Source organism: Paracoccus liaowanqingii (assembly GCF_004683865.2).
GTDB lineage: Bacteria > Pseudomonadota > Alphaproteobacteria > Rhodobacterales > Rhodobacteraceae > Paracoccus > Paracoccus liaowanqingii.
The window spans coordinates 37618-59688 of sequence record NZ_CP040762.1 but is presented as its reverse complement, the minus strand read 5'-3'; the positions used below and the strand labels follow the sequence as shown (position 1 = coordinate 59688).

The following is a 22071-nucleotide window of genomic DNA, read 5'->3' as shown; positions in this document are numbered from 1 at the left end:
CCGGATGGATACGAAGGTAATCGTATTTCCAACCAATGGCTGCGATGGAGACACCTTGGCGCAGATCTGATATCGGACGAGAAGTTGGGTTCTCACATGTGTTACATTCTAGCCACCCAAGGGGCGCCGTCACCCTTACAAAAGGACCTCTGAAAGTTTCCTCGGCGTCATCGACACCACATCGATCTGTCTCTGGCCACGCATTTTGTCGAGATGACCTCATGACAGCACAAGATCAATCGAGAATTCGCTGCCCGGTGCACTTCCGCTTTACTATAATTGCAACTTGAAGTTGTTCGAGCTAACGTCATGCAGCACCGTGTGCCCGCGTAATCCATCTCAGCTGCAAACCAGAGCTGAGGGATTGCGTGGCTGGATGGTTCGATCGCTTTCACACATGAGGTGTCTGACATGCCAAAGTTCCTTATGAGTGGCGCCGTTGCGCTCGCTCTGACATCGACTTCTTTGTCTGCGAGCCCATTCCATACAGAGGGCGATATTGCAGTCTTTGAAAGCGTGCATGGCGAACAGATTTGGCTGGCCCAAGGCAACAGCGGCAAGGGGCACGGCAAGGACAAAGCGCCGAAAAGGGGTCGGGGCAATGCTGGCAATGATAACTCCGGCAACGAAAACGCCCACAGGGGCAACGGAAATAATCACGTTGCCAAAGAGAATAGGAACGCCGGGCGTGCAGGTGGACAGAAAGGCAATGGCGCTGCAGGGCGCCCACGATTTACTTCGTTAGAGCGCGAGGAGGTATTAACTCGCTTCGTTTCCACGGCGGCCCCAACAGGTCGCGACATGAAGCGCGTGTTGGGCGCGACGGCCCTTGCCTTGCTGACCCCCCAACTGCTCGTCGCCGATATTCCCGACGATGAGATCATCACCTTTCGCAATTGCCCGCCCGGCCTTGCCAAGAAGGATCCCCCCTGCGTGCCGCCAGGTCTGGCGCAGCAAGGCGTAACCTACAGCGAATGGGCATCCTACGATCAGGATAGGTACGACGCGATTTGGATTGAGCGTCGCGACGAGTGGCTCAGCTCCCAGGCCGAGGTTGATCCGGACCCTGAGCTGTTGCTGTTGCAGTCGGACCAGATTACCACACTCTTTGATCTCGACCCTGCACCCGAGGGCCAGCGGTATGCTCTGATCGACGGGCTGCCTGTCCTGCTTGACCAGAAGGATTACACGTCCTTGCTTCTGGTTAATCAAATAGCAGACGTGCCAGAGTTCGTGGCTGGGGCGCCGATCGCCCCGACTGCCGCCCTGACGCAGGATGAGTTGATCAATCTGTACCGTCTGCCGGAGCTCGGCGACAATGAAAACTATGCTGTCGTAAACGGCCAACTCGTTCGACTGAATGACCCGAACTACGAGCTTCTCCAGATGATCCGCATCGCACGGGCCGTTCTGTAAACATCAAGGCGGCTTTACACACAGTTTGCATCGCGAAATCTCCGCTTTTCCGCGTCCGCACAATCCCGAGAGTATGGCACCAGAGATTCCATAGCTTTTATGCCATCCCGGGGCCACACTTCAAATTTTCTCTTCGGTTTGTTCCGGCATCGCGAAGTCTAGGACGAAACCCGTGCCCGGGTGGTTGTTATGCCATTGTAACTGCCCGTTAAGTTGAGAACTCAGGCCGGTGATCAGTGTCATTCCCAGGCTGTCGGACGCTTCAGCGTCGAAGTCCGCCGGTAGGCCCTGCCCCTGGTCGGAGACCGTCAGCCGCATCTGCCCGGGGCCCGCCAACTCTAAGGTGACCTGCACATCACCGACACCTGCCGGGTAGGCGTATTTAAAGGCGTTTGTCACCAGCTCGTTCACCAGCAGGGCCAGCGGCACGGCCTGATCAGTAGCGATCGATACAGACGCAAACGCACAGGTAAGCGTTTGACTGGATGGGGCGGACATGCTGATCTTATCGCACAGCTCGCTCATGAACGCGGCCAGTTGGACGCGGTGCACCTCGTCGGCACGCCACAGCCGGTCGTGGACCTGCGCGATGGTCGTCACACGGGCTTCGGCATCCTCCAACGCCTTGACCAGTGAGGGGTCCGAAGAATCCCGCCGCTGCATACTCAGCAGCCCGGCCACCATCGCCAGGCTGTTCTTGACCCTGTGGCTGATCTCGCGCGTCAGCACCTCCTGATGTGCTACAGCTGTGCGCAAGCGTGCTTCGGTCGTCCGCAGGGCCTCTTCGACGTAATGCCGCTCAATCGCTACCCCGAGCAGGTTGGCAAAGCCTTGCATGAAGGCAAGGTCGGCCCGAGTGAAACGTCCCTCGGTTGGACTGTCCACCTCAAGGACGCCATAGCGGCTGCCGTCGCCCTGGATGAGCACGTTGATGGCGCGTTTGATGCCGTACTCTTTGAGCAAGGCTGGCGTCCGAAACCGTGTCTCACCCTCCAGATGGTTTGAGATGACCGGCTCGCCCGTCTGGAAGGCATAGCCGGTGGGGCTTTCAAGATCCGCACCGACGCGCGCATGGCCAACCGTGCCGGGCCGCCAGCCGACCCCGGCGCGCAGGATGAACTGCCCCTCGTCGGGCAGGTACTCCAGCACCTTGCAATAGCGGCTATGCAGGCCGAGGGCGCAGATCCGCGTTGCCTCGTGCAGCAGTGCGCCAATGTCGTGGGTCCGCAGTGCATAGGCGCCGTATTCGGCCGCAAGCTGCTGCTGGCGCAGCCGGTATTCCAGTTCCTCCGCCGGACTGCCCCCCGTCTCTGGAGCGACAGCCCAAGTTTCAGCATGATCCTTGCCCATGGTCTCGCTTCTTTCGGTTCGTGATGTACTGCCGGGAGAAAGTGACGTCATATTGTCAGCCATATGAGAGCTATAGGGGAACCGTGCTATTCCAGCGAGAGATGATCTGTCAAACCATGAACCATTCCAGATGTGGGCCGCGCAATGTGGCGGCAAAGGTCGTTAGCGCGCTTGACCCACCGCACTTCAACTCTTTTTGGACGGTTCGTCAGGGATGTTGGGTGCGTGTTCCACGGGATGATGGGCACCCATTCCAACTGATTGTTGGCAGCGATTCTACGCGATGATGGCAACCGTTCCACGCGATCATGGGCGGGCCTGGCCGACAGTCTGACGCTACGGTGACCCTCGTTTTTTTTGTGAGGAAGGCCTGCCGCGATGGCCGACGCGTCGCCTACAACCGCGTGCCGCGCCTGTTCGAGGCTCTCGCCATCGCCCGTGGCGACGGGCGGCACGCTAGGACTGAAAGCCATCGAGCGGACCGAGTTGCTCATCCTCGACGATTGGAGCCTGTCAGTGTTGTCCGTTCCCGAACGGCGAGACCTGCTGGAGATCCTCGAGGATCGTGACGGTTGTGGCTTCACAATTGTCACCAGCCAACTCCCGGTGGAGCATGTAGGGGCGAACGCCCATCAACGTCCTCAAGGACTGGCAGAAACAAAGGCCGGATCTGTTCAGAAAGAGGCCGTATAATCATGCGGGATGTGACACCTAGCACCTGTTAAACTGGGCCTGTGACACCAGCCAGTACCGATTTCAGATCCTCAGGGCAGTACGGTTTAGTGAGCGTTGGCACTGTTTTGAGCGCGTCTGGATGCTCAGCATCTCCATACCCGGTGGCGAAGACGAACGGCACTCCTCGTCTCTTCAGTTCACCTGCCACGCCGTAACTTCGATCGCCTCGAATGTTGACATCCAGAACTGCAAAATTCGGGGTGTGGGCGTCGAGAATGCGGAAGGCCTCCGCGATGGTGGTAGCAAGCCGCACATCGTTTAAGCCAAGCTCGAGAAGCATATCTTCGAGCGCAAACGCGATAAGCGGCTCGTCTTCCAAAATCAGGACTGAAGTTCGGTCAGTCATTTCATACCTCCGGGAGCGGTGCATCGATAATGCAGTGCAAGCCGCCAGGCGCAAACTCAAGAGTGACCTGGCCTTGGAGTTCGGCTGCGAGGCCTTGCTCGATCATGCGCAGCCCAAATCCCTTTTGTGTGGGTGCAGTAACGGCCGGTCCCCCATTTTCCTTCCACTCCAAATGAAGGCGCGGCCGGTCGACGGTGCTAATTACGTCCCACCTCACGGCAATTGTCCCCCTGTCGCTGGACAGGGCACCGTATTTGATGGCGTTCGTGCTGAGCTCGTGAATCGCCATGGCAAGCGAAACAGCCGTCTGCGGGGAAACGACCACGTCAGGGCCTTTAGAGGTCACTTGGACCGCAGCCGGTCCTGCCGTTGCATGTACCGAACTGGAAATGATCTCCAATAAGAGCGCTTTTTCCCAGTGTCTGCGCGTGAGAAGGTTATGTGCTGCGGCGAGGGCACTCAGCCGAGCATTGAAGTTCGACCGTGCGACATCCGACGGCAGATCGTTTTTGAACGACTGCTTGGCTAGACTCTGCACGATCGCCAGAGTGTTCTTGACCCGGTGGTTCAGCTCGTTGATCAACAGTTGCTGTTGTTCTTCAGCTTTGCGTCGTTGGTTGATCTCCACTTGTGCATCTCGATAGAGGCGCGCGTTGTCCATGGCAATTGCTGCTTGGCCCGCAATGCCGAGCATCAACGTTTCGTGGTGTTCGCTGAACTGGCCGGGCTCGGGATGACCGAAGAACAGCCCGCCGATGACCTCACCCGAGCGGGATGTGACAGGCACGGCGAGGTAACTGCGAACCGGAAGGTGCCCTTCTGGCATCCCCTCATGCGGCGCATTCTTGCCGTAGCGCGGGTCGGCAAGGATGTCGTCCGACCGTAAGACCCCATCGCCGTCGAATGTGGGTCTAAACACCTCTGTCGCCCGCGGCATCCCAAAGCTTTCAAACTTGGCGCGATCGACACCGGACAGCGTGTACAGCATGAACGCTTTGCCGTTTTCATTCAGTACGTTGTAGAAGAAGGCTCCGAATTGCGCGCCGGTCAGCGCCACCCCTGCATCAGTTACAGTTTGCACCAGACGCTCCAGGTCGAGTTCAGCCGCGACGGCCGCACCCGTGCGGTTCAGGGTCTCCAAAACGCGCTTTTGTTTCTGAAGTGCGTCTTCACGAGCCAGCTTTTCGGCAATGTTGCGCGCTTCGATTACCGTGCCGACGGGGCTTCCATGCTCATCCAGTAGCGGGCTTGCCGTGAACCCAACCGGGTAGAAGGAACCGTCCGGGGCCACAAAAAGCTCCTCACCGCTCATTTGGGCACGTGCGGGGAAAGCTCGGTCGATTGGGCACTCCTCGATTGGATAGTGGGAACCGTCAGGCTTCTTGTGGTGAATTACATCGTGGAGTGGCCGCCCCTGGAGTTCCTCCGCCCTGTAGCCGGTCAGATTCTCAGCAGCGGCATTGGCGTAGACGCAGCACTGCCGATGATCCATCAGAAATACAGCTTCGCGGGTGTTGTTCAGAATGGCATCAAGCTTCCGGGTCGTTTCGCGAAGAGTCGTCTGTGCCTCCATCGTGGCGGTGATGTCGCGCGTGACGGAGAGAATTTTTTCTGGCTGCCCCGCGGCATCATTTATTGGGGTGACCACCACGTCCCACCATCGGGGGCTTCCCTTCATGGTTGTGGCATAGCCTTGGAAACGTCCGGTGGCGCCGCGCTTTGCCGTTTCCATGGCGCTAATGACCTTCGCCTTCTCCGCCCGATCCCAGAAGTCGGGCCAGAAAGAGCCGCGCACTCGGTCGAAATCATCGACCTCCATTATGCCCATTCCACCTTCCGACATGAATTCCAGGCGGCCCTCAAGATCGAGCACCTTGATGCAGTCGCCCGAACTTCCGAGAACACGGCGGTTGAATTCCTCGCTGGCTCGGAGGGCGGTCTCCGTACGGCGTCTTTCCTCCACATCGAGCAAGACGCCCGGGAAGCTCAACGGCGTTCCGTCTGCCCCCTTGTCGACGCGCCCATTCGCCTCGATCCAGTGATACTTGCCGTCCGTGCGGCACACACGGTATTGGTGAGCGTAGGGGCCGCCCCTCTCTTTGACCGCCTCGATGGCGGCGATCAATCCTGACCTATCGTCCGGATGAACGGTGGCAATCACCTGCCCAAGGTTGAGACCGCTGCGGCCTAGGCTGGGATCGATACCGAAGGCTTTGGCAAACTGCTCATCCACCGTGAAGCTGTCAGAGGGGAGATCCCAGAACCACGTTCCGATGATCGCGCCTGCATCGAGAGCGAGCCTCACCCGATCCGCGTCGGCTTTGGCACGCGCCTCGCTCTCGCGGAGCTTACGCTCCACATCAACCTGATTGGTAATTTCTTGGCAGACGCAGAAGAAACCGTCGATTGAGCCCGTTTCCCCTCGCACGGGCGTATAGGAGAAGGCGAAATGGGCCTCTTTGCGAACGCCATTGTGTTCTATCCAAAGCTCGATGTCGTCCATCTGTACAGGCTCGCCGTGATAAGCCCGCTCGACGATCGGCAGCAGATCGTCTCTGATCTCCTGCCAGACCTCCAGAAAATCTCGCCCCATCGCTAGCGGATGCTTGTCTGCGAGAATTTCACGATATGCGTCATTATAAAGAAGCGTTCGCTGCGGCCCCCAGATGACAAACATCGGTTGGCTCGAACCGAGCATGACCCCAACCAGTGTCTGGAGCGCTACAGGCCAATTTTCTGGCAAACCAAATGAGAATGACGCCCAATCACGCGCCCGCAGGAGCGTCCCAGCTTCACCTCCACCTTGCAGAAACGGCGGCAACGAAGAGGGATCGACTGCGGATGCACATGAAGTTGTCGTCGAACCGCTCATGAAAGGGAGACCCCTCGTTTGTCGATAAAAAGGCATTCTTCGGCGGGCCCAAGCGCGGACTTCCACCAGGCGAAGGAGCACTCCAATCCACCCAGCCCGCTTCCGCCTGAAATTAAAATTAGAATGGGCGATCTGAGGTCAAGGCGGACGTTGTTCATGCTGCAGGAACTCGAATTTTCATGTTCAAATAGGCCAAGCTTTTCTTGCCCCACCGCATCCGACGAAGCAACAACGCAACCTGTTATTTTCGGATACCGGTGCCGCGGCCTGCCGGATAAGCGACTTGAATATGGCCATTGCGATTTTCGCGCTGGAGACAGCAGGCTGCACTGCTATCTCATCCCCAAATGGCGCTCCCATTTCGTCATTCAGATCAGTTGCTTGCCAATCGCCAAGGCATAGCGACGGGTCCGAACTCTTGCGCCGCCCCTTTCTCAACGACGTTCCCAGTCATTCCACGAGGAAATGAAGCGAGGAACGTCGCTGGCGGCCATAGGTCGGCCAAAGTAGAACCCCTGGGCGGTGCTGCAGCCCTGGTCACGCAAAAGGGCCGCTTGAGCTGCGGTTTCAACACCCTCCGCTACAGTCCGGATGCCAAGGTTCTGTCCGAGGCTCAGCACCGCATTGACGACGGCCGCATCGCTGGCGTTTGTCACCAGCCCATCTACGAAGGAGCGGTCGATCTTGAGGACATGCACGGGAAACTGCTTGAGGTGCGACAAGGAAGCGTAGCCTGTGCCGAAGTCGTCCAAAGCGATGGTCACGCCTGCGGCAATGAGCTTGTGCAGGGACCGTTCCACAAACTCGGAGCCGTACCCCAGGAACACCCCTTCGGTCACTTCGATCTCGAGACAGCTTGTCGGAAGGCCGGCCCGACTCAGCTCGTCAAGCACACGTTCGGCATAATCGTCACGCCGAAACTCTGCCGATGACACGTTGATCGCGATACGCCCGGTCTTGATGCCGGTATCGTACCAAGCGCGGAGGTGCTGGAGCACGCAGGAGCGGATACGCCCGCCGATGGCGATGCCCAGATCGGTGTTGTCAAAGGCGGGAGCGATCGCATCAGGGGATTGGATCCCGCTATCGGGATGGTTCCAGCGCAGCAGGGCTTCGAAGCCGTCCACTTTGCCCGATGCCAGGTCAACCTTGGGCTGGTAATAGGGAACCAGCCAGTCAAAGGCGACGGCCTGCCCTGCAACGCGAAGGGCCGAACCTGCCTTTTGCAGCTCTTCCCGCATCGATGACCGGAACATCGTGAACACGCTCCGGCCTGCGGTCTTGCTGGCGTAAAGGGCAATATCTGCCTGCTTGCACAGTTCATCTGGCTCACCGTCAAACCCGGGCACTGTGACCGCGCCGCCGATGCTGGTACGGCAGTCAAGAAGATTGCTGTTAAGCGATATGGGCTCCTGGAGGTGATCCAGTATGGCCTTGGCCATGGTGGAGACATCGGTCTCACTGCAGACTTCGGGCAGGAGAACGGCAAACTCGTCCCCACCGACCCGGGCCGTCAGGCTCTGATCTCCCACGACCTGGCAAAGGCGTTCCGCAAAGCCCTTCAAGAAGGCGTCTCCCGTGCTATGCCCGAACCTGTCGTTAATCTGCTTGAAATGATCTACATCGATGGCCAACAGGCCGACCCGGCGCTGCGTCAGAAAGGCCGCAAGGAAAGCCTGCTTGATCTTCTCCTGGAACAGCCTGCGGTTAGGCAAGTCAGTAAGTTCATCGTGATCTGCGGCCCATTGCAGGCGTTCCTCAGCCTGCTTCCGCATGGTGATGTCTCGTGAAATGCCGATGACGCCGATGATATCGTCGTTCCGGCGCCAAGGCGCCTTCACCGTGTGATAGCGCCGGGTTATATCGTTGGGAAAATCCTCTTCGACGCTGAGCTTGCTACCGCTGACGAGAACGTGGTGATCATCCTGGCGGTACTTCTCGGCAATCTCTTGGGAAAACAGGTCCTGATCGCACTTCCCGAGAACCTCCGGGCCACCGAACGTCCTATTGGCGACTATGTAGCGTCCACTGCAGTCCTTGACGTAAATCAGGTCATCGACGCTGTCGATCACGTCCTGCAGGAGATTCTGCGCCTCCCGTGCGCGCTCCTCTGCCTGCTTGTGGGCGGTGATATCCTCGGCAACAGCAATGGTTCCGGTGATATCCCCTGCCTCGTCGCGGACGAAGGAAATGTTGACGTTGCACCAGACGACCGAGCCGTCCGGGCGGACATACCGCTTCTCCAGTTGGAGAGGCTCACCTGTATGTCTGTGCTCTTGCAGCAATAACGCCTGTCGCTCGGCATCCTCGAGATGTGTGAACTGCAGGAGGGAGATCCCATCGAGTTCCTCACGCGTTCGGCCAAGGATCTCTCGGAAGCGCTGGTTGATCATGAGAACCCGGTTGCTCCGGTCATGGTGCACGATGCCGACCACGGCCTGGTTGAACACGGTCTGGAGCTGCCGCTCGCGCTCCTGCAAGGTGAGCATAGCCTGCTTGTGGTCGTGAATGTCCTCGGACGACCCATACCAGCGCAGAATATGACCGGAGGTATCGCGCCGGGGGGCGCCTCTGATCCTGAACCACCGGTAGGTGCCGTCAGCCCCGCGCAGACGCCCCTCGGCGTCAACAGGCACTCCATGTGTCAGCCCCGCCCCAAAGTGCTCAAGTACAGTACGCCCATCCTCAGGATGCAGGGCCATGGTCCAGCCTTGACCAAGCGTTTCTTCGCGCGACATCCCCGTCATGTCGCACCACCGGTTGGGCAGATCGATAATGCCGCCTTCCGGATCCGAGGTCCAAGGGATCTGAGGATTCAACTCGACCGAGTACCGGTAATGTTCCTCGCTTTCGCGCAGGGCAGCCTCGACTTTTCGTCGTTCCGTAATGTCCAGGCCGCACCCGACATAGCCTTGGAAAGTTCCGTCATCTGCAAAGCGCGGCTGGCCAATGTCGAGCACCCAGGCCCAAGATCCGTCGGCCAACTGGAGGCGGTACTCGGCCTGATACGGTTCATGGCGCGCGCTGGCGTTGGCGAAAATGTGTCCCACTTTCTCCTGATCATCAGGATGAATGACCTCCAGCCACCCCTGGCCGCGAGCTTCCTCTTGGTTCTGCCCGGTCGTATCGCACCAAAGCCTGTTGACGAACACGACTGCGCCGCTCGCATCACTCATCCAAATTATGACCGGTGCGTCGTCGGCCAGCCTTCGGAAACTTGCCTCGCTCTCCTGCAGCGCCATCTCGGCCCGGCGGCTATCGGTGCCGTCCTGGAGCGAAGTAAGAAGGAAGGGTGCGACGCCCATTGGTCCCGGCGCGCTGACAAGGCGTTTCCGAAATCTGATAAGGCGGACGGAGCCAGCAGGGGTTATGAGTTCTTTTTCGTACTCGACTTCCTGGCCGGTCGCGAACACCTCGTCGTCACTGATGCGACAGGAGCACGCCTGCTCCTCGCGGCAGAAATTGCAATCAGAACGCGCCAGCATCTGTTCGCGGCTCTGCCCCAGGAGCGTGCACATCGCCTCGTTTACCCACAGAAGGCGGTGATGGAGGTCCTTGACCTGGACTGGGTACGGGAGGCCATCCAGCAGACTTCCCAACACCTCTACCGGCACAGTTGATAACAGAGCTTCGCCTGCACCAGGGTCACGCATAGCACACGTCTCGAGTACGGGAGCTGGCGTGCTGCCTGGGATCGTCCTGTCAGCTACCATCATGCCCGCTGTTTCCTTGGCGTTTTTCATTTGTAGCTGCTCCAGTCAAGGAAGTTGGCAGGACAGGGACCATTACACTTATAAGTTGAGTAAAGGAACTGCATCTACAGAAAAATCGCGGTGTGGGTCTTAAGAAGGCATTGATGTTGAAGCATACAGGCCGCCGAACCGATGCCCAAACAGCTATCCAAAGATTTCACACCAGCTTGACGCAGGCTGCCGTAGCGCAGGGGAGCCCATACTTGGCAGATATGCATTATTTCACATCGGCCGGATATGCTTGCTTGCATTCTTCACAGTCGCGCATAGGTTGAGGATCATCATCCATGAGGGCATGTCATGCAGAACGCTCAACAGGTCGTCAACGAAGAGGTCGCCCGAAGAACTTTTACAGGGAAAGCCGTCCCGGAGGATCTAAGGCCTGCGTTTGATCGTCATCGTACCAACCTGGTCCAGTTGGCCATGTCGCTTGAAACAGCCGGGAAGGATAGCCACACCATTCGAAATCTCGTCGCATCTCTTCTGAAGTCGTACGAGGATGACTTGCTCGCTCTTATTGAGGCACGGCTGTGACGGATACCTTTCGCTTCAAAGCCGATGATGAGCCGGGGCGCTTGGCCGCTTTGCACCGGTATGGCATCCTCGACTCGGCGCCAGAAAAAGAGTTCAATGATATCGTAGCTTTGGTCAAATCTATCTTTTCTATTCAGTATGCGGCGGTTTCGCTGATTGACGTTGACCGTCAATGGATCAAGGCGGCAGCTGGCATAGAGCCTCAACAATGCGCGCGAGAAGACTCCTTTTGTACATATACGATACGGAGTTCACGACCGCTCTCGGTCGAGTCGACCAGCACTGATCCTCGCTTCATGCACAACCCGTTTGTAACCGGGGAGGCCCATATCCGCAGTTACCTTGGTGCTCCCCTCATGACACCGGACGGCTACAATATTGGCGCACTCTGCGTTTTTGGAACTGAGCCTCGGCTATTCACCGACGGCGACAAAGAAATCCTGATGAATTTTGCGAAGGTGGTGGTTTCTCAGATTGAGTTGCGGCTGGCAGCCAATCGAGACAGCTTGACAGGAGCAATGACCCGGCGGAATTTTGAGAACCAAATGGACGACATCTTCTCCGCCAATCTTCCGGCGAGCTTGATCCTTCTTGATATCGATCACTTCAAGTCAATCAACGACACATTTGGGCACCCCGCAGGGGATCTGGCGCTCAAGGAGGTCGTTGCTTGCCTGACGAAGTGCATCCGCCGCGGTGATTGCATTGGCCGATTGGGAGGCGAAGAGTTCGGCATTCTGCTGCCGCAAGCAACTGGAGATACGGCGATGATCATGGCCGATCGCTTGCGCACAACTGTCATGGAGGAGCCTCTTGCTGCCCTTGACCACCGCCCGATTACCATCAGCCTGGGTGTGGCAGAACGAGAGAGTGGTGAAGTCGCTGAGGATTGGATAAAAAGGGCAGATCTCGCGCTTTATCAGGCTAAACAGACCGGTCGGAACAAGGCTGTGCAAATGCTGGGCTTGGTCGCTGCTATGTGAGCCGCCATCCGGCAAGGTATAAAGGAATTCATTCAAAGTAAAACAATCCCGCGACGTAGAATGACTCCTATCGCAAGTGAGACGGCGAACACCCCTCGATTGCATCAGTGTTTACCGGGGTCATGGGTGATAATTCTTGAAATAGCGGGCCGTCGCTTTCTGCGGCATAATAGTTTATTCAATAAGGGCGCTTATGCTTTATAACGATCTCGGTCTTGGTGCATTGGCACGAGCGATGCCATTCGTTAGCGCGAAAGAGCTTTGGCGCGCCCTGGCTTCTAAATCAGCTCGTTCCACACGCCGATTCACACGGTACCGCCCAAATCGACGGTAATCAAAGCCCGAGATTCAAACGGGGGCGCTGCTTGTTTCTCCAGAACTGCGGCAAATCCTGTGGCTTCCATCGGGCCACTTAGCAGGAACCCTTGGAACGTCTTGCATCCCATTGAGGCAAGCAAGTTCCGCTGCATTTCCGTCTCCACGCCTTCGACCGTAACAGATATTCCCATGGCACGCGCCATTCCAAAAATTGCCCGGACCAAGTGGTCGTTTTCGTGGTCTTGACCAAGTCGCGCCACAAAAGTTCGGTCGATTTTCACGCAGTCTACCCGGTGGTCACGCAGATATTGAAGAGACGAATTGCCGGTCGCAAAATCGTCGAGGGCAATTCTGATGCCGATTGAACGAAGCCGGACAAGCGTATTCTTGATTGCGCTGCTTTGCTCCAGGACAATTTTTTCTGTGAGTTCAAGTTCTAAAGAGGTGGGTGCTAATCCAGAAGACTCGAGTGCACGATGAACTTTTGCGAAGAAGTCCGGGTCTTTCAGCTGCAGTGGAGATACGTTGACCGCAACCTTTACAAGGTTGGCTCGAGCGGCAAAGTGACAGGCTTCGTCGAGCACCCATTGGCCGAGCTTGTCGATAAGTCCGTGATCCTCGGCGATCTTGATAAAAATTTCAGGGGAGAGTGCTCCATGAATGGGATGATCCCAACGGCACAATGCCTCAGCGCCGATCACGTCACCTTTTTCATCATAGAAGGGCTGATAAACCAGCTTCAGTCCGGTATTGAGCCGGAGGGCCGTGCGCAGGTCGCTTTCAATGCTTTTTTGCTGTTGGGCAGGGTTGATTAGATCGTTCTCGAACAGATTATAGCAGCCTTTACCCTCAGCTTTCGCCCTGTAGAGGGCTATATCGGCGCGCTGCATCAACGCGTCGCGATCGTTGTCCTCAGGCCCAGCCCTCACCGCGCCGACGCTGGCGCCGATGCAGCCGGAACGTCCCAAGAGTTCATAGGGACGGGATAGATCTTCCACTATCTTTGTACAGATGTGGCGAAGCGCATGATCGTCGGTCATGTTTGGCAAAAGGATCATGAACTCATCCCCGCCAAACCGAGCGACAGTGTCTCCTGTACGAAGCAAGTCGGTTAGTCGGCTGCCCACTTGGCGGATCAACTCGTCTCCGGCCGGGTGGCCGAGTGAGTCATTGATACTTTTGAACCTGTCGAGATCGATGGCTAGAAGCGCGACCGTCTGGCCGCTTCTCGCGGCGCCGTGCAGCGCTTGCGCAAGCCTGTCCTGGAAAAGTGTCCGGTTGGGCAGTCCAGTCAGGGCATCGTGATTGGCCAGAAATCGAGCCTGCGCCTCGCTTACCTGCAACTGACCAGATACCCGCAAAAGTCGGCGGGTGATCCACCAGAGCAAGAGCGCAACCGCCAAGCCGCTCGCCAGCAGCACCGGCAACATCTTGTTCAGAAGGATCATTCCAGGCCGTTCAGGCTTCCAGACCAGCCAGGCGATTGTCTCTCCAGATAAATCGGTTACGGGGATGCCCGCCAGCCCCGCTGCTGGAGATCCAGTTGTGAATGCCAGGTTCTGGAGTTCGACAGGCCCCCCGATTTGCTGTGCGAAGGTAGCATCAAGATTGCGTACGGCAACATGGAGTGCCTCGGTGCCAGGTCTCTGTGGGACGTTTCCGGTATCAGAAATGATCGGGACAACGCTGACGATGGCATTTCCTGCATCAAACCGAAGAGGAGTGTCAATCGGCGCCCAATATTGACCCCCTTTCGGCGTCCAATTTTGACCCCTTAGCTGTGTGGTGATCAGGGTCTGTCCCGACGCAGCTGATCATGTTGCGGAGGCGGGACAGACCCTGATCAAGCGCGGTTCTTGAAGCGCCAGGACTCGTTGCCGGTTTCGAGGATCTCGCAGTGATGCGTGAGGCGGTCGAGCAGGGCCGTTGTCATCTTGGCATCGCCGAAGACGGCCGGCCATTCGCCGAAGGCAAGGTTCGTCGTGACGATGATGGACGTGCGCTCGTAGAGCTTGCTGATCAGGTGGAACAGCAACTGGCCGCCTGCCTGAGCGAATGGAAGATATCCCAGTTCGTCGAGTACGATGAAGTCGAGACGGGTCAGGTATTCGGCCGCGCGCCCCTGTTTGCCGCTGCGGCTCTCGGTATCGAGCCTGTTCACCAGATCGACCACGTTGAAGAAGCGGCCTCGGGTGCCGTTCCGTATCAAGGCGCGAGCGATCGCGATGGCGAGATGTGACTTTCCCGTGCCAGTGCCACCGATCAGCACGACATTGCGCTGGTCGGCCACGAATGTGCCAGTCGCAAGATCGCGCACCAGGCCCTCGTTGACCGGTGTGTCGGCTGATGACCGGCGCCGAAAAGACGCCCTGTGCGAGGGCCTCCTGGCACGCGGCTTCCACAGCAAGGAGGCCATCGGTCGCGACGCAGCCGAGGATTGCCACCATCTGTCGGTCGCCGTCATTCATGCTCTGGAGCTTGCGGCGCACCGTCGCTATCGCGGTCGGCAGCACCCAGTTCTGGAACGGGGCACCATTCCGTAAGGCGCCGGGTTTGCGTGCCAGAACAGGCACATAGTGCCAGGGATCGTAGACCGTCTCGTTCCTGCCAAAGCAGCGGGAATGTTCTGCCACGATGACCCCGTCCTGCCGGATGACGATCTTCTCGGCATAAGCGTGGACTTCGACGGGCCGTCCGACAGCCGTCGAGATCACGGAATACCTGTTGTTGTCGAACCGGACGAGGCAGGTCTTGGAGACGGAGGCCGGAACGGAATGGAAGCCGTCAAACGAGCCGACATAGGGGACGAGGGTCGCGCGCTCTGTCTCGAACATCTGCCAGATCATCTGATCGCTGCGCTCAGGGTGCTTGTGCGCCTTCGCATAGGCGATGCATTTGTCGAGCAGCCAGACGTTCAGCTCGTCCAGGCTCCTGACCCGAAGCCTTGGGGTGAAGAACCGTTCGCGCACAAGGCCAACCTGGTTCTCGACCTGGCCTTTCTCCCAGCCCGACGCAGGCGTGCAGGCAACCGGCTGAACCAGATAGTGGCTGCACATCTGCAAAAAGCGCCGATTGTAGAGCCGCTCCTTGCCGATAAAGACCGCCTCGACCGCCGTCTTCATGTTGTCGTAGATCCCGCGCGTGCAAGTGCCCTTGAAGAAGGCGAAGGCCCGGTCATGCGCGTCGAACATCGAAGCCACCGCGGCGCCATCGGTTTGAGCCCGATGGCTGAGGCTCCTGGCTCTCGCGCATATACGCCCGGGCGAACATCATGCGGCTGTGGCAGAGCCTGACATGCGCGACCTTGACCGTCGTCGTCACGCCGCTGATCAGCACGACCTCATGGCTCCAGTCGAATTGGTAGGCCTCGCCGGGCGCATAGTAGAGCGGCACGTAGGCTTCGGCCGCCGCTGATCGGCGCGCCTTGACCAAGTCTTGGCGTAACGCCGGATTGCATCGTAACTGGAGCTATGGCCGATTTTGGGTGATGGGGTCTGAGAAGGCGGCGTATCGTGGTGGGTGTCAAAGCCTGCCAGAACCTCCCGAAGGAGCGATACGCCTTGGAAGATGATATCACGATCACCCCGCTTCACCAGCCCGGATCTGTCGTTGATCCACTCACCGAGATTGCACGCGACGGCGCCCGGCAGATGCTGGCAGCGGCACTCAGGGCTGAGGCCGCGAGTTTTGTCGCGCAGTTTGCTGAGGAGCGCCTGCCCGATGGCAGGCAGCGCGTTGTCCACCACGGCACCGGCCCTGAGCGGAACATCCAGACCGGGATCGGCCCTATCCCGGTGCAGAGACAGAAGGTGCGCGACCGGGCAGCTGATGCGCCGCCGGAGGACAAGATCCGGTTCAATTCGCGCATTCTTCCGAAGTGGGCGCGCCGTTCGCCTAGCCTTGATGCTCTGCTTCCGGTCCTCTACTTGCGCGGCGTCTCGACTGGAGACTTCCAGGAGGCTCTGAGCGCGCTGGTCGGTCCGGATGCGCCCAACCTGTCGCCAGGAGCGATCTCGCGGCTCACGGGCGAGTGGCAAGCAGAACATGACCGCTGGCAACGCCGAAACCTCTCGGCCCGGCGCTACGTCTATGTCTGGGCCGACGGCGTGTATCTGCAGGCCCGGATGGAGCCGCAGGCCGAGTGCATGCTGGTGATCATCGGGGCGACGCCGGAAGGGAAGAAGGAGCTGCTGGGGTTCCAGGTTGGGGTCCGCGAGAGCGCGCAGAGCTGGCATGAACTGCTGGTCGACCTCAGGGCCCGCGGCCTCTCGGCGCCACCGGACCTCGCGGTCGGAGATGGTGCCCTTGGCTTCTGGAAGGCGCTGGATGAGATCTTCCCCGACACGCGCCACCAACGCTGTTGGACCCACAAGGTGTCCAACGTCCTGAACAAGCTTCCGAAGTCGATGCACCCGGCGGTGAAGACTGACCTGCGGGAGATCTGGCAAGCCGCGACCCGCGCGGCGGCAGAGACCGCCGTCAATACCTTCGTCGAGAAGTATGGCGTGAAATACGAGAAAGCCGTCGCCTGCCTGACCAAGGATCGAGAGGCACTGCTGGCCTTCTACGACTTCCCGGCCGCTCACTGGGACCACCTGCGCACGTCCAACCCGATCGAGAGCGTCTTCGCGACCGTCCGCCATCGCACCGTCCGAACCAAAGGCGCGTTGTCTCAGAAGACAGCGAAGCTGATGGTGTTCAAGCTGGTTCAGGCCGCAGCGAAGAAATGGCGACGACTGAAGGGCGCAAACCAGTTGCCTCTCGTCGTCGAAGGCGTCAAGTTCACTGACGGTGTCGCCGAGCAGGACGCCAACGAAAGCCGCGCCGCTTGATCAGGCCGCGTCACCCAAAATCCCGCATAGCTCTCGTAACTGCCCTCGTAGCCGAGTGACCGGACCTCCTCGTAGATCCGGATCAGGGTCAGCCGTTCTCGCGACGCCTTGCCTTCATTGGCAACCAGGAACCGATCCACCTCCGACTGCCAGGGCCCAACCCGCGGCATCGGCTGATGGTCACGCTCGTAGGTGAAGTCCGTCTCGTCTGACCGCAGGATCTTGCGCACCGTGTTGCGCGACACATGCAGGTCCCGGACGATGCGCTTCATCGACCAGCCCTGCACAGGAAACGCCCGACGCACCCGCGCTATCGTATCCACTCGCTTCAACTCCCCCTCCATCCGCTGCCTCGCAACGGATGGTCAGATGAAACCCGAGGGGGGTCAAAATTGGACGCCGATTACCCCGCCAAGGGGGTCAGTTTTGCACGCCGAAACACAACCGTATATTTACACTCCGACCGACGTAGGGTGCATGCTCGACGTCGCTCGTTCATACCCTTCACCACGGGCGCCGCTTCGGCCATTGAGTATCTACACAATGCTGCTGCTCGCCTATTGCGCAGGTCTGCGGCGAAGCGAACTGGCCCACCTCGATTTTGGTGACGTTGACTTCGAAGGCGGCACGATCACGATCCGCCAGACCAAGTTCTACAAGACCAGGATACTACCGCTTCCTAATAGCGTGATGGTCGAGCTTCGAGCCTATACCGAAGCGCGACGCCGCGCCGGTGGATCTCCTGATCGGCACTCTGGCCTGTTCTGGCACGAACAGCGTGGTGACCGCTATACGAAGGGGGCGGTTGCCTGGTTACTCGTCGACGTCATACGTCGCGCCGGGTTGAAACCGCCTCAGGGGCGAACGGGTCCTCGCCTGCACGACTTGAGGCACTCGATGGTCGTGAACCGGATCCTCGAATGGTACAAAGCGGGCATCAACCCGCAGGATCGTCTGCCGTTCCTCGCAACCTATCTTGGCCATCGGGACATCAACTCGACCCTGGTCTACATCACCGTCACGCAGGACCTGCTGCATCACGCCAATGAGCGGTTCCGTGTGGTTGGCGCGCCATGCCTCGAGATCGGGCCGGAGGTGCGGGCATGACCAAGAACAATCGGTTCCCATACCTGATGCGCGCGTTCTTCTACGAATGGCTGGTCGAGCAGCGCAATGCCTCCATCCATACGGTGCGTTCGTATCGCGATGCCTGGCGGCTCTTCCTCCGGTTCGTTGCACATCGCTCGGGCAAAAGGGTGGCGATGATTGCGCTGGCCGATCTGACCGCTGGAGAGGTCATCTCGTTCCTCGGTCACGCCGAGCGCGAACGCGGCGGCACGGTCGGCACGCGCAACTGCCGGCTTGCAGCGATACGCAGCTTCTTCAACTTCGTTGCGACCAAAGATCCCGGATCAATCGCGCAATGCGTCGAAATCCTCAACATTCCGGTAAAGCGCGGACCAGTCTCGGAACCCTGTTATCTGGATCCGGCGGAAGTGGCTGCAATCCTGGCTCAGCCTGATCGTTCGACACGCGAAGGTATGCGCGACCATGCCCTGCTCTCGTTCCTCTACAACAGCGGCGCGCGAATACAGGAAGCACTCGACCTGTGCCCCGATGCGGTCCGCTTCGAAAGCCCAAGCTGCGTGCGCCTGACCGGAAAGGGCCGAAAAGAACGTATCTGCCCGCTCTGGCCGGAAACCGTGACGTTGTTAAAGAAGCTGCTCGAACGGCAACCGCGTGCGCCAGACCAGAGGCTGTTCGTCAACCGCTACGGAAAACCGCTCAGCGCGTCGGGGGTCCGGTTCAAGCTCGCCGCCTATGTGAGGGTCGCGGCTAGGACCACGCCAACGCTACGCGACAAACATGTGACACCCCATGCCTTCAGGCATGCCACCGCCGTGCATCTCATATCGGCTGGCGTCGACGTCACGGTTATCCGTAGCTGGCTCGGGCACGTGAGCCTCGACACGACGAACCACTATGCCCGAGCCAACCTCGAAACAAAGCGCAAGGCATTGGAACAGGTGGGCGTTCCCGAAACGCCCGGCGGTCAGCCCTCGTGGAAACGCGATACGAGCATTCTCGCCTGGCTCGATACGCTCTAAAATAATGCGGAGGAATGTGGCCGGAAACCGCGAACACTGGCCGATCTGGCCACGTTCCTTCACATTATAGACTGCTGCGGATAATTGCGGTTATGCTCACCTCGTCATAAACGCAACCAGCTTTTCAGGTATGCGCCCGACTGTTCATAATCCGGGGTCAGGCCAATCTGGGCGCAGACCATGCAGTTGCCGATTTCCGCAATCAGTTCCTCGAACGCATACGCCTTGCGGTCGGTGAAGCGCGAGAAGCGATCTAGGCGGCTGACATGACCAGTCGCGTGAATCTGCTCATGAGCAAGGGTCCCGTAAAATCCGGCTGCGTCGTGGAAGGTGGCAATGGGCGGCATGTGAACAAAGTCCTCTGCCGGATTGTAGAACGCGCGCGGGTCGTCGCTGGTGCGGATCTCTATACCGGTTGAAGCAAAAAAGGCGTCAAGCGCCGGGTCGGCTTCGGTTCCAAGGTCACGCGCGGCCTCGGCAGGCGTGCCATAATATTCCGGGGCCAGCCCCTCGATCTGCTCGGCGTTAAACACGCTGTAGGATTTCAGATACGGGATGCGGCGATCCTCGCCGGTGGCCTCGTCCTCACGCTCGAAGGTGCCGTATTTGACGACCGTGGCGCATGTCTCGCCCTTGCGAACCTGCCCGCCCGCCTCTTTGGCTTGCCGATAGGTGAACCAGAACGGGGCGTGATAGCCTTTTGCGTCGGCGGCCAGCCACAACATCAGGACATTGATGCCGGAATAGGGTTCGCCGTTGCTGCGCAGGGGAAAGGGTGCGCCGCCCTTGTCGCCCGTCCAGGGCTTGCGCCATGCCGGGGTGCCGGACTCGATGCTGGCGATGATGCTGTCGGTAACGTGCTGATAAAGATCGAACGCTTTGGCCATGTGGCTTTCCTTCTCTTGCGACGGTCCCGCCCGGTCTCTGCGCCGTGGTCGGGTGCCCAAAATGGGCGGGGTTTCTGGCGAGGAAGCGCGAAGCGCGCCCCTCTCCTGAAACCTTGCCTCCCGGCGAGGGCAGGGGGGGACCGCCGCAATGGGAAAATCAAACGAACAAGGGGGTGGTGCGGACCGCAGCGCAAAGCGCGAGGACACGGCCCCGCAGGAGGTGCAGTGTTTTCCTGTTGCGGTGGGGGGCTTGCGGCCCCCTGACAGACGCGCCTCGGCGCGGCCCGGGCAATGGCAGGGGGCGTTTGGCTTGTCCAAATCCCCCCTGCGTCGCGATCGCCGCGCTTGCGCGGGGATCTCATACCAACAGCCCTAAGCTCTGACTCACGGGATTCCCTTCGACCTGAAAATCTGAATCATTGCCATCAAGAGATGGAGGTTCTGATGGCGATTGAGATCACTCGAACGGATATGTCGACAAGTGAGCTTCGGGCGGCGGCGGCGCGCACAAAGGATGCAAAAGCGGTGCGGCGGATTTTGGCGATCGCTCTTGTTCTGGAGGGCGCGGATCGCAAGACGGCGGCGGAGGCCTGCGGCATGGACCGGCAGACCCTGCGCGATTGGGTTCATCGCTACAACGCCGAGGGGATCACCGGTCTGTCGAACCGGTATTGGGCAGGCCCGACGCCGCTCCTGAACTCTGAGCAGAAAGCGGAACTTGCCCGGATGGTCCGTGAAGGGCCTGACCTTGAGGCCGATGGGGTGGTCCGCTGGCGCTGCGTCGATCTCAAGCGCAAGATCGAAGATCGCTTCGGCGTGGTCATGCACGAGCGGACGGTCGGCAAGCAGCTGGCAGCCCTTGGCTTTCGCCGCCTGTCGGTGCGCCCACAGCACCCCAAATCCGACCCGTTGGCACAGGAGGCATTTAAAAAAACTTTGCCGCGACGGTAAAGGCCGCCCTACCGGAGACGGCGCACGGGAAGCCATTGGAGGTGTGGTTTCAGGATGAAGCCAGAGTGGGCCAGCAGGGGACGCTCACCCGGACCTGGGCCGAGTGCGGAACCCGACCTCGTGCGCCGCGCGACACCCGCTACAAATGGGCCTATATCTTCGGCGCCGTCTGTCCATCGCGCGCCACGACCGCGGCACTTGTCATGCCACGTGCCGATACCTCGGCCATGAACGCTCATCTCGCTGAAATCGCAAAAACCGTCGCGTCGGGCGCCCATGCCGTGCTCGTCATGGACGGCGCCGGCTGGCATAACTCCAGTGCTCTACGCATCCCCGACAACATCACCATCGTGACGCTTCCGCCCTATGCGCCAGAGCTGAATCCGGTTGAGAACATCTGGGCCTATCTGCGCGCAAACTGCCTCGCCATCACCGTCTTTGACACCTACGCAGACATTGTCGACCGATGCTGCAGCGCATGGAACGCCTTCGCAAACGACCCCGAGCGCGTCCGATCGATTGCCACGCGTGAATACGCAAAAGGGGTCAGTGCTTAGGGCCGTTGGTATCAGTCTTCTTTAAGAGAAGGAAGTTGTTCTGCTACATCGGCTGTCACATGGCACCCGGTTGCCCACAGGCTGACGCTCGATCCCCGTGGTCTCGCTTACAGCCTGCTCCGGTCCCGCGCCTTCACTCCCAAGGTCGTTTCAGCGCGCGACTGGACAACCAGGTGCCCACCTCGCGTCAGCGGTCCCGCCCGTCAGGGACGAGATGGGCAGGGCAGGGCGCCTAGGACCGGTGCGCGGGGGGATGGTTCGGAGAGATGTTTAACCGTGAAATGAAAGGTCGTCAGCTGGCCAGAGCGGAGCGGAGGCGCGGCTGTCCGCTGGATCAGCGATCGCGGTGCCCGCGATCACCATACTTTTTCACAATTACTTCTTTACTGCAGAGCCGCATGAATACGCAGAAATCTTACCTGCTAGTCGT

The 22071-nt window shown here is 59.2% G+C and carries 12 protein-coding genes and 5 pseudogenes; 8 read left to right on the top strand and 9 right to left on the bottom strand.

Annotated elements, in window-relative coordinates; all coding sequences use genetic code 11:
- The first annotated feature begins 411 nt into the window (after nt 1-411).
- Nucleotides 412-1416, top strand: a complete 1005-nt coding sequence (locus tag E4191_RS18885; protein ID WP_139615972.1) for a hypothetical protein — start codon at nt 412-414, stop codon at nt 1414-1416.
- A gap of 120 nt (nt 1417-1536) precedes the next feature.
- On the opposite strand, the gene E4191_RS18880 is transcribed toward E4191_RS18885, so the two are convergent.
- Nucleotides 1537-2766, bottom strand: a complete 1230-nt coding sequence (locus E4191_RS18880) for a sensor histidine kinase (protein ID WP_139615971.1) — start codon at nt 2764-2766, stop codon at nt 1537-1539.
- A 365-nt stretch (nt 2767-3131) separates the two neighbouring features.
- Here E4191_RS18880 and E4191_RS18875 point away from each other — a divergent pair.
- Nucleotides 3132-3378, top strand: a pseudogene (locus E4191_RS18875) (ATP-binding protein); the annotation flags it as partial.
- Nucleotides 3379-3487: 109 nt separating this feature from the next.
- On the opposite strand, the gene E4191_RS18870 reads toward E4191_RS18875, so the two are convergent.
- From E4191_RS18870 to E4191_RS18860, 3 genes are all read right to left on the bottom strand, one after another.
- A complete protein-coding gene (locus E4191_RS18870; protein WP_176562808.1) occupies nt 3488-3847 on the bottom strand; it encodes a response regulator in 360 nt (119 codons plus the stop codon).
- A gap of 1 nt (nt 3848) precedes the next feature.
- Complete coding sequence (locus tag E4191_RS18865) at nt 3849-6719, bottom strand: PAS domain-containing sensor histidine kinase (protein ID WP_181955337.1); 2871 nt, start codon at nt 6717-6719, stop codon at nt 3849-3851.
- Between the two features lie 434 nt (nt 6720-7153).
- The gene (locus E4191_RS18860) at nt 7154-10462 is read right to left on the bottom strand and encodes a bifunctional diguanylate cyclase/phosphodiesterase (protein WP_139615968.1); all 3309 of its coding nucleotides are present in this window, start codon (nt 10460-10462) and stop codon (nt 7154-7156) included.
- Nucleotides 10463-10771: 309 nt separating this feature from the next.
- Between E4191_RS18860 and E4191_RS18855 the strand changes: the two genes are divergently transcribed.
- Together E4191_RS18855 and E4191_RS18850 are read left to right on the top strand one after the other, a co-directional pair.
- On the top strand, nt 10772-11005 hold the full coding sequence (locus E4191_RS18855) for a hypothetical protein (protein ID WP_139615967.1): 234 nt from the start codon (nt 10772-10774) through the stop codon (nt 11003-11005).
- Nucleotides 11002-11988: a sensor domain-containing diguanylate cyclase gene (locus tag E4191_RS18850; protein WP_139615966.1), complete on the top strand. Its 987-nt coding sequence runs from the start codon at nt 11002-11004 to the stop codon at nt 11986-11988. The genes E4191_RS18855 and E4191_RS18850 overlap by 4 nt, the downstream gene beginning before the upstream one ends.
- A 305-nt stretch (nt 11989-12293) precedes the next feature.
- Here the strand turns inward: E4191_RS18850 and E4191_RS18845 are convergent, their stop codons facing one another.
- From E4191_RS18845 to istA, 3 genes and pseudogenes are all read right to left on the bottom strand, one after another.
- Complete coding sequence (locus E4191_RS18845; RefSeq protein WP_139615965.1) at nt 12294-13754, bottom strand: putative bifunctional diguanylate cyclase/phosphodiesterase; 1461 nt, start codon at nt 13752-13754, stop codon at nt 12294-12296.
- A gap of 395 nt (nt 13755-14149) precedes the next feature.
- Nucleotides 14150-14644 (bottom strand): annotated as a pseudogene (gene istB, locus E4191_RS24315) (IS21-like element helper ATPase IstB); the annotation flags it as partial.
- Nucleotides 14645-14651: 7 nt separating this feature from the next.
- Nucleotides 14652-15782, bottom strand: a pseudogene (gene istA, locus E4191_RS18840) (IS21 family transposase); the annotation flags it as partial.
- An 84-nt stretch (nt 15783-15866) separates the two neighbouring features.
- Here istA and E4191_RS18835 point away from each other — a divergent pair.
- A complete protein-coding gene (locus E4191_RS18835) occupies nt 15867-17138 on the top strand; it encodes an IS256 family transposase (RefSeq protein WP_135312179.1) in 1272 nt (423 codons plus the stop codon).
- A 14-nt stretch (nt 17139-17152) separates the two neighbouring features.
- Here the strand turns inward: E4191_RS18835 and E4191_RS24310 are convergent.
- A pseudogene (locus E4191_RS24310) lies at nt 17153-17470 on the bottom strand (IS21 family transposase); the annotation flags it as partial.
- A gap of 112 nt (nt 17471-17582) precedes the next feature.
- Here E4191_RS24310 and E4191_RS18825 point away from each other — a divergent pair.
- Both E4191_RS18825 and E4191_RS18820 read left to right on the top strand, forming a co-directional pair.
- Nucleotides 17583-18245, top strand: a pseudogene (locus E4191_RS18825) (tyrosine-type recombinase/integrase); the annotation flags it as partial.
- Complete coding sequence (locus E4191_RS18820) at nt 18242-19246, top strand: site-specific integrase (RefSeq protein WP_139615814.1); 1005 nt, start codon at nt 18242-18244, stop codon at nt 19244-19246. The pseudogene E4191_RS18825 and the gene E4191_RS18820, both read left to right, overlap by 4 nt.
- A gap of 104 nt (nt 19247-19350) precedes the next feature.
- On the opposite strand, the gene E4191_RS18815 is transcribed toward E4191_RS18820, so the two are convergent.
- On the bottom strand, nt 19351-20133 hold the full coding sequence (locus tag E4191_RS18815; protein ID WP_139615964.1) for an ArdC family protein: 783 nt from the start codon (nt 20131-20133) through the stop codon (nt 19351-19353).
- Nucleotides 20134-20574: 441 nt separating this feature from the next.
- Between E4191_RS18815 and E4191_RS18810 the strand changes: the two genes are divergently transcribed.
- A protein-coding gene (locus tag E4191_RS18810) for an IS630 family transposase (RefSeq protein ID WP_135314351.1) occupies nt 20575-21641 on the top strand; the annotation gives its coding sequence in 2 pieces (ribosomal slippage) (nt 20575-21061 and nt 21061-21641; 1068 coding nt in all).
- Nucleotides 21642-22071: the final 430 nt, after the last annotated feature.

Excerpts from the sequence above, each read along its gene's own strand:
- E4191_RS18885 (WP_139615972.1), top strand. The coding sequence starts at position 412 with ATGCCAAAGTTCCTTATGAGTGGCGCCGTTGCGCTCGCTCTGACATCG.
- E4191_RS18880 (WP_139615971.1), bottom strand. The coding sequence starts at position 2,766 with ATGGGCAAGGATCATGCTGAAACTTGGGCTGTCGCTCCAGAGACGGGG.
- E4191_RS18870 (WP_176562808.1), bottom strand. The coding sequence starts at position 3,847 with ATGACTGACCGAACTTCAGTCCTGATTTTGGAAGACGAGCCGCTTATC.
- E4191_RS18865 (WP_181955337.1), bottom strand. The coding sequence starts at position 6,719 with ATGAGCGGTTCGACGACAACTTCATGTGCATCCGCAGTCGATCCCTCT.
- E4191_RS18860 (WP_139615968.1), bottom strand. The coding sequence starts at position 10,462 with ATGAAAAACGCCAAGGAAACAGCGGGCATGATGGTAGCTGACAGGACG.
- E4191_RS18855 (WP_139615967.1), top strand. The coding sequence starts at position 10,772 with ATGCAGAACGCTCAACAGGTCGTCAACGAAGAGGTCGCCCGAAGAACT.
- E4191_RS18845 (WP_139615965.1), bottom strand. The coding sequence starts at position 13,754 with ATGATCCTTCTGAACAAGATGTTGCCGGTGCTGCTGGCGAGCGGCTTG.
- E4191_RS18820 (WP_139615814.1), top strand. The coding sequence starts at position 18,242 with ATGACCAAGAACAATCGGTTCCCATACCTGATGCGCGCGTTCTTCTAC.
- E4191_RS18815 (WP_139615964.1), bottom strand. The coding sequence starts at position 20,133 with ATGGCCAAAGCGTTCGATCTTTATCAGCACGTTACCGACAGCATCATC.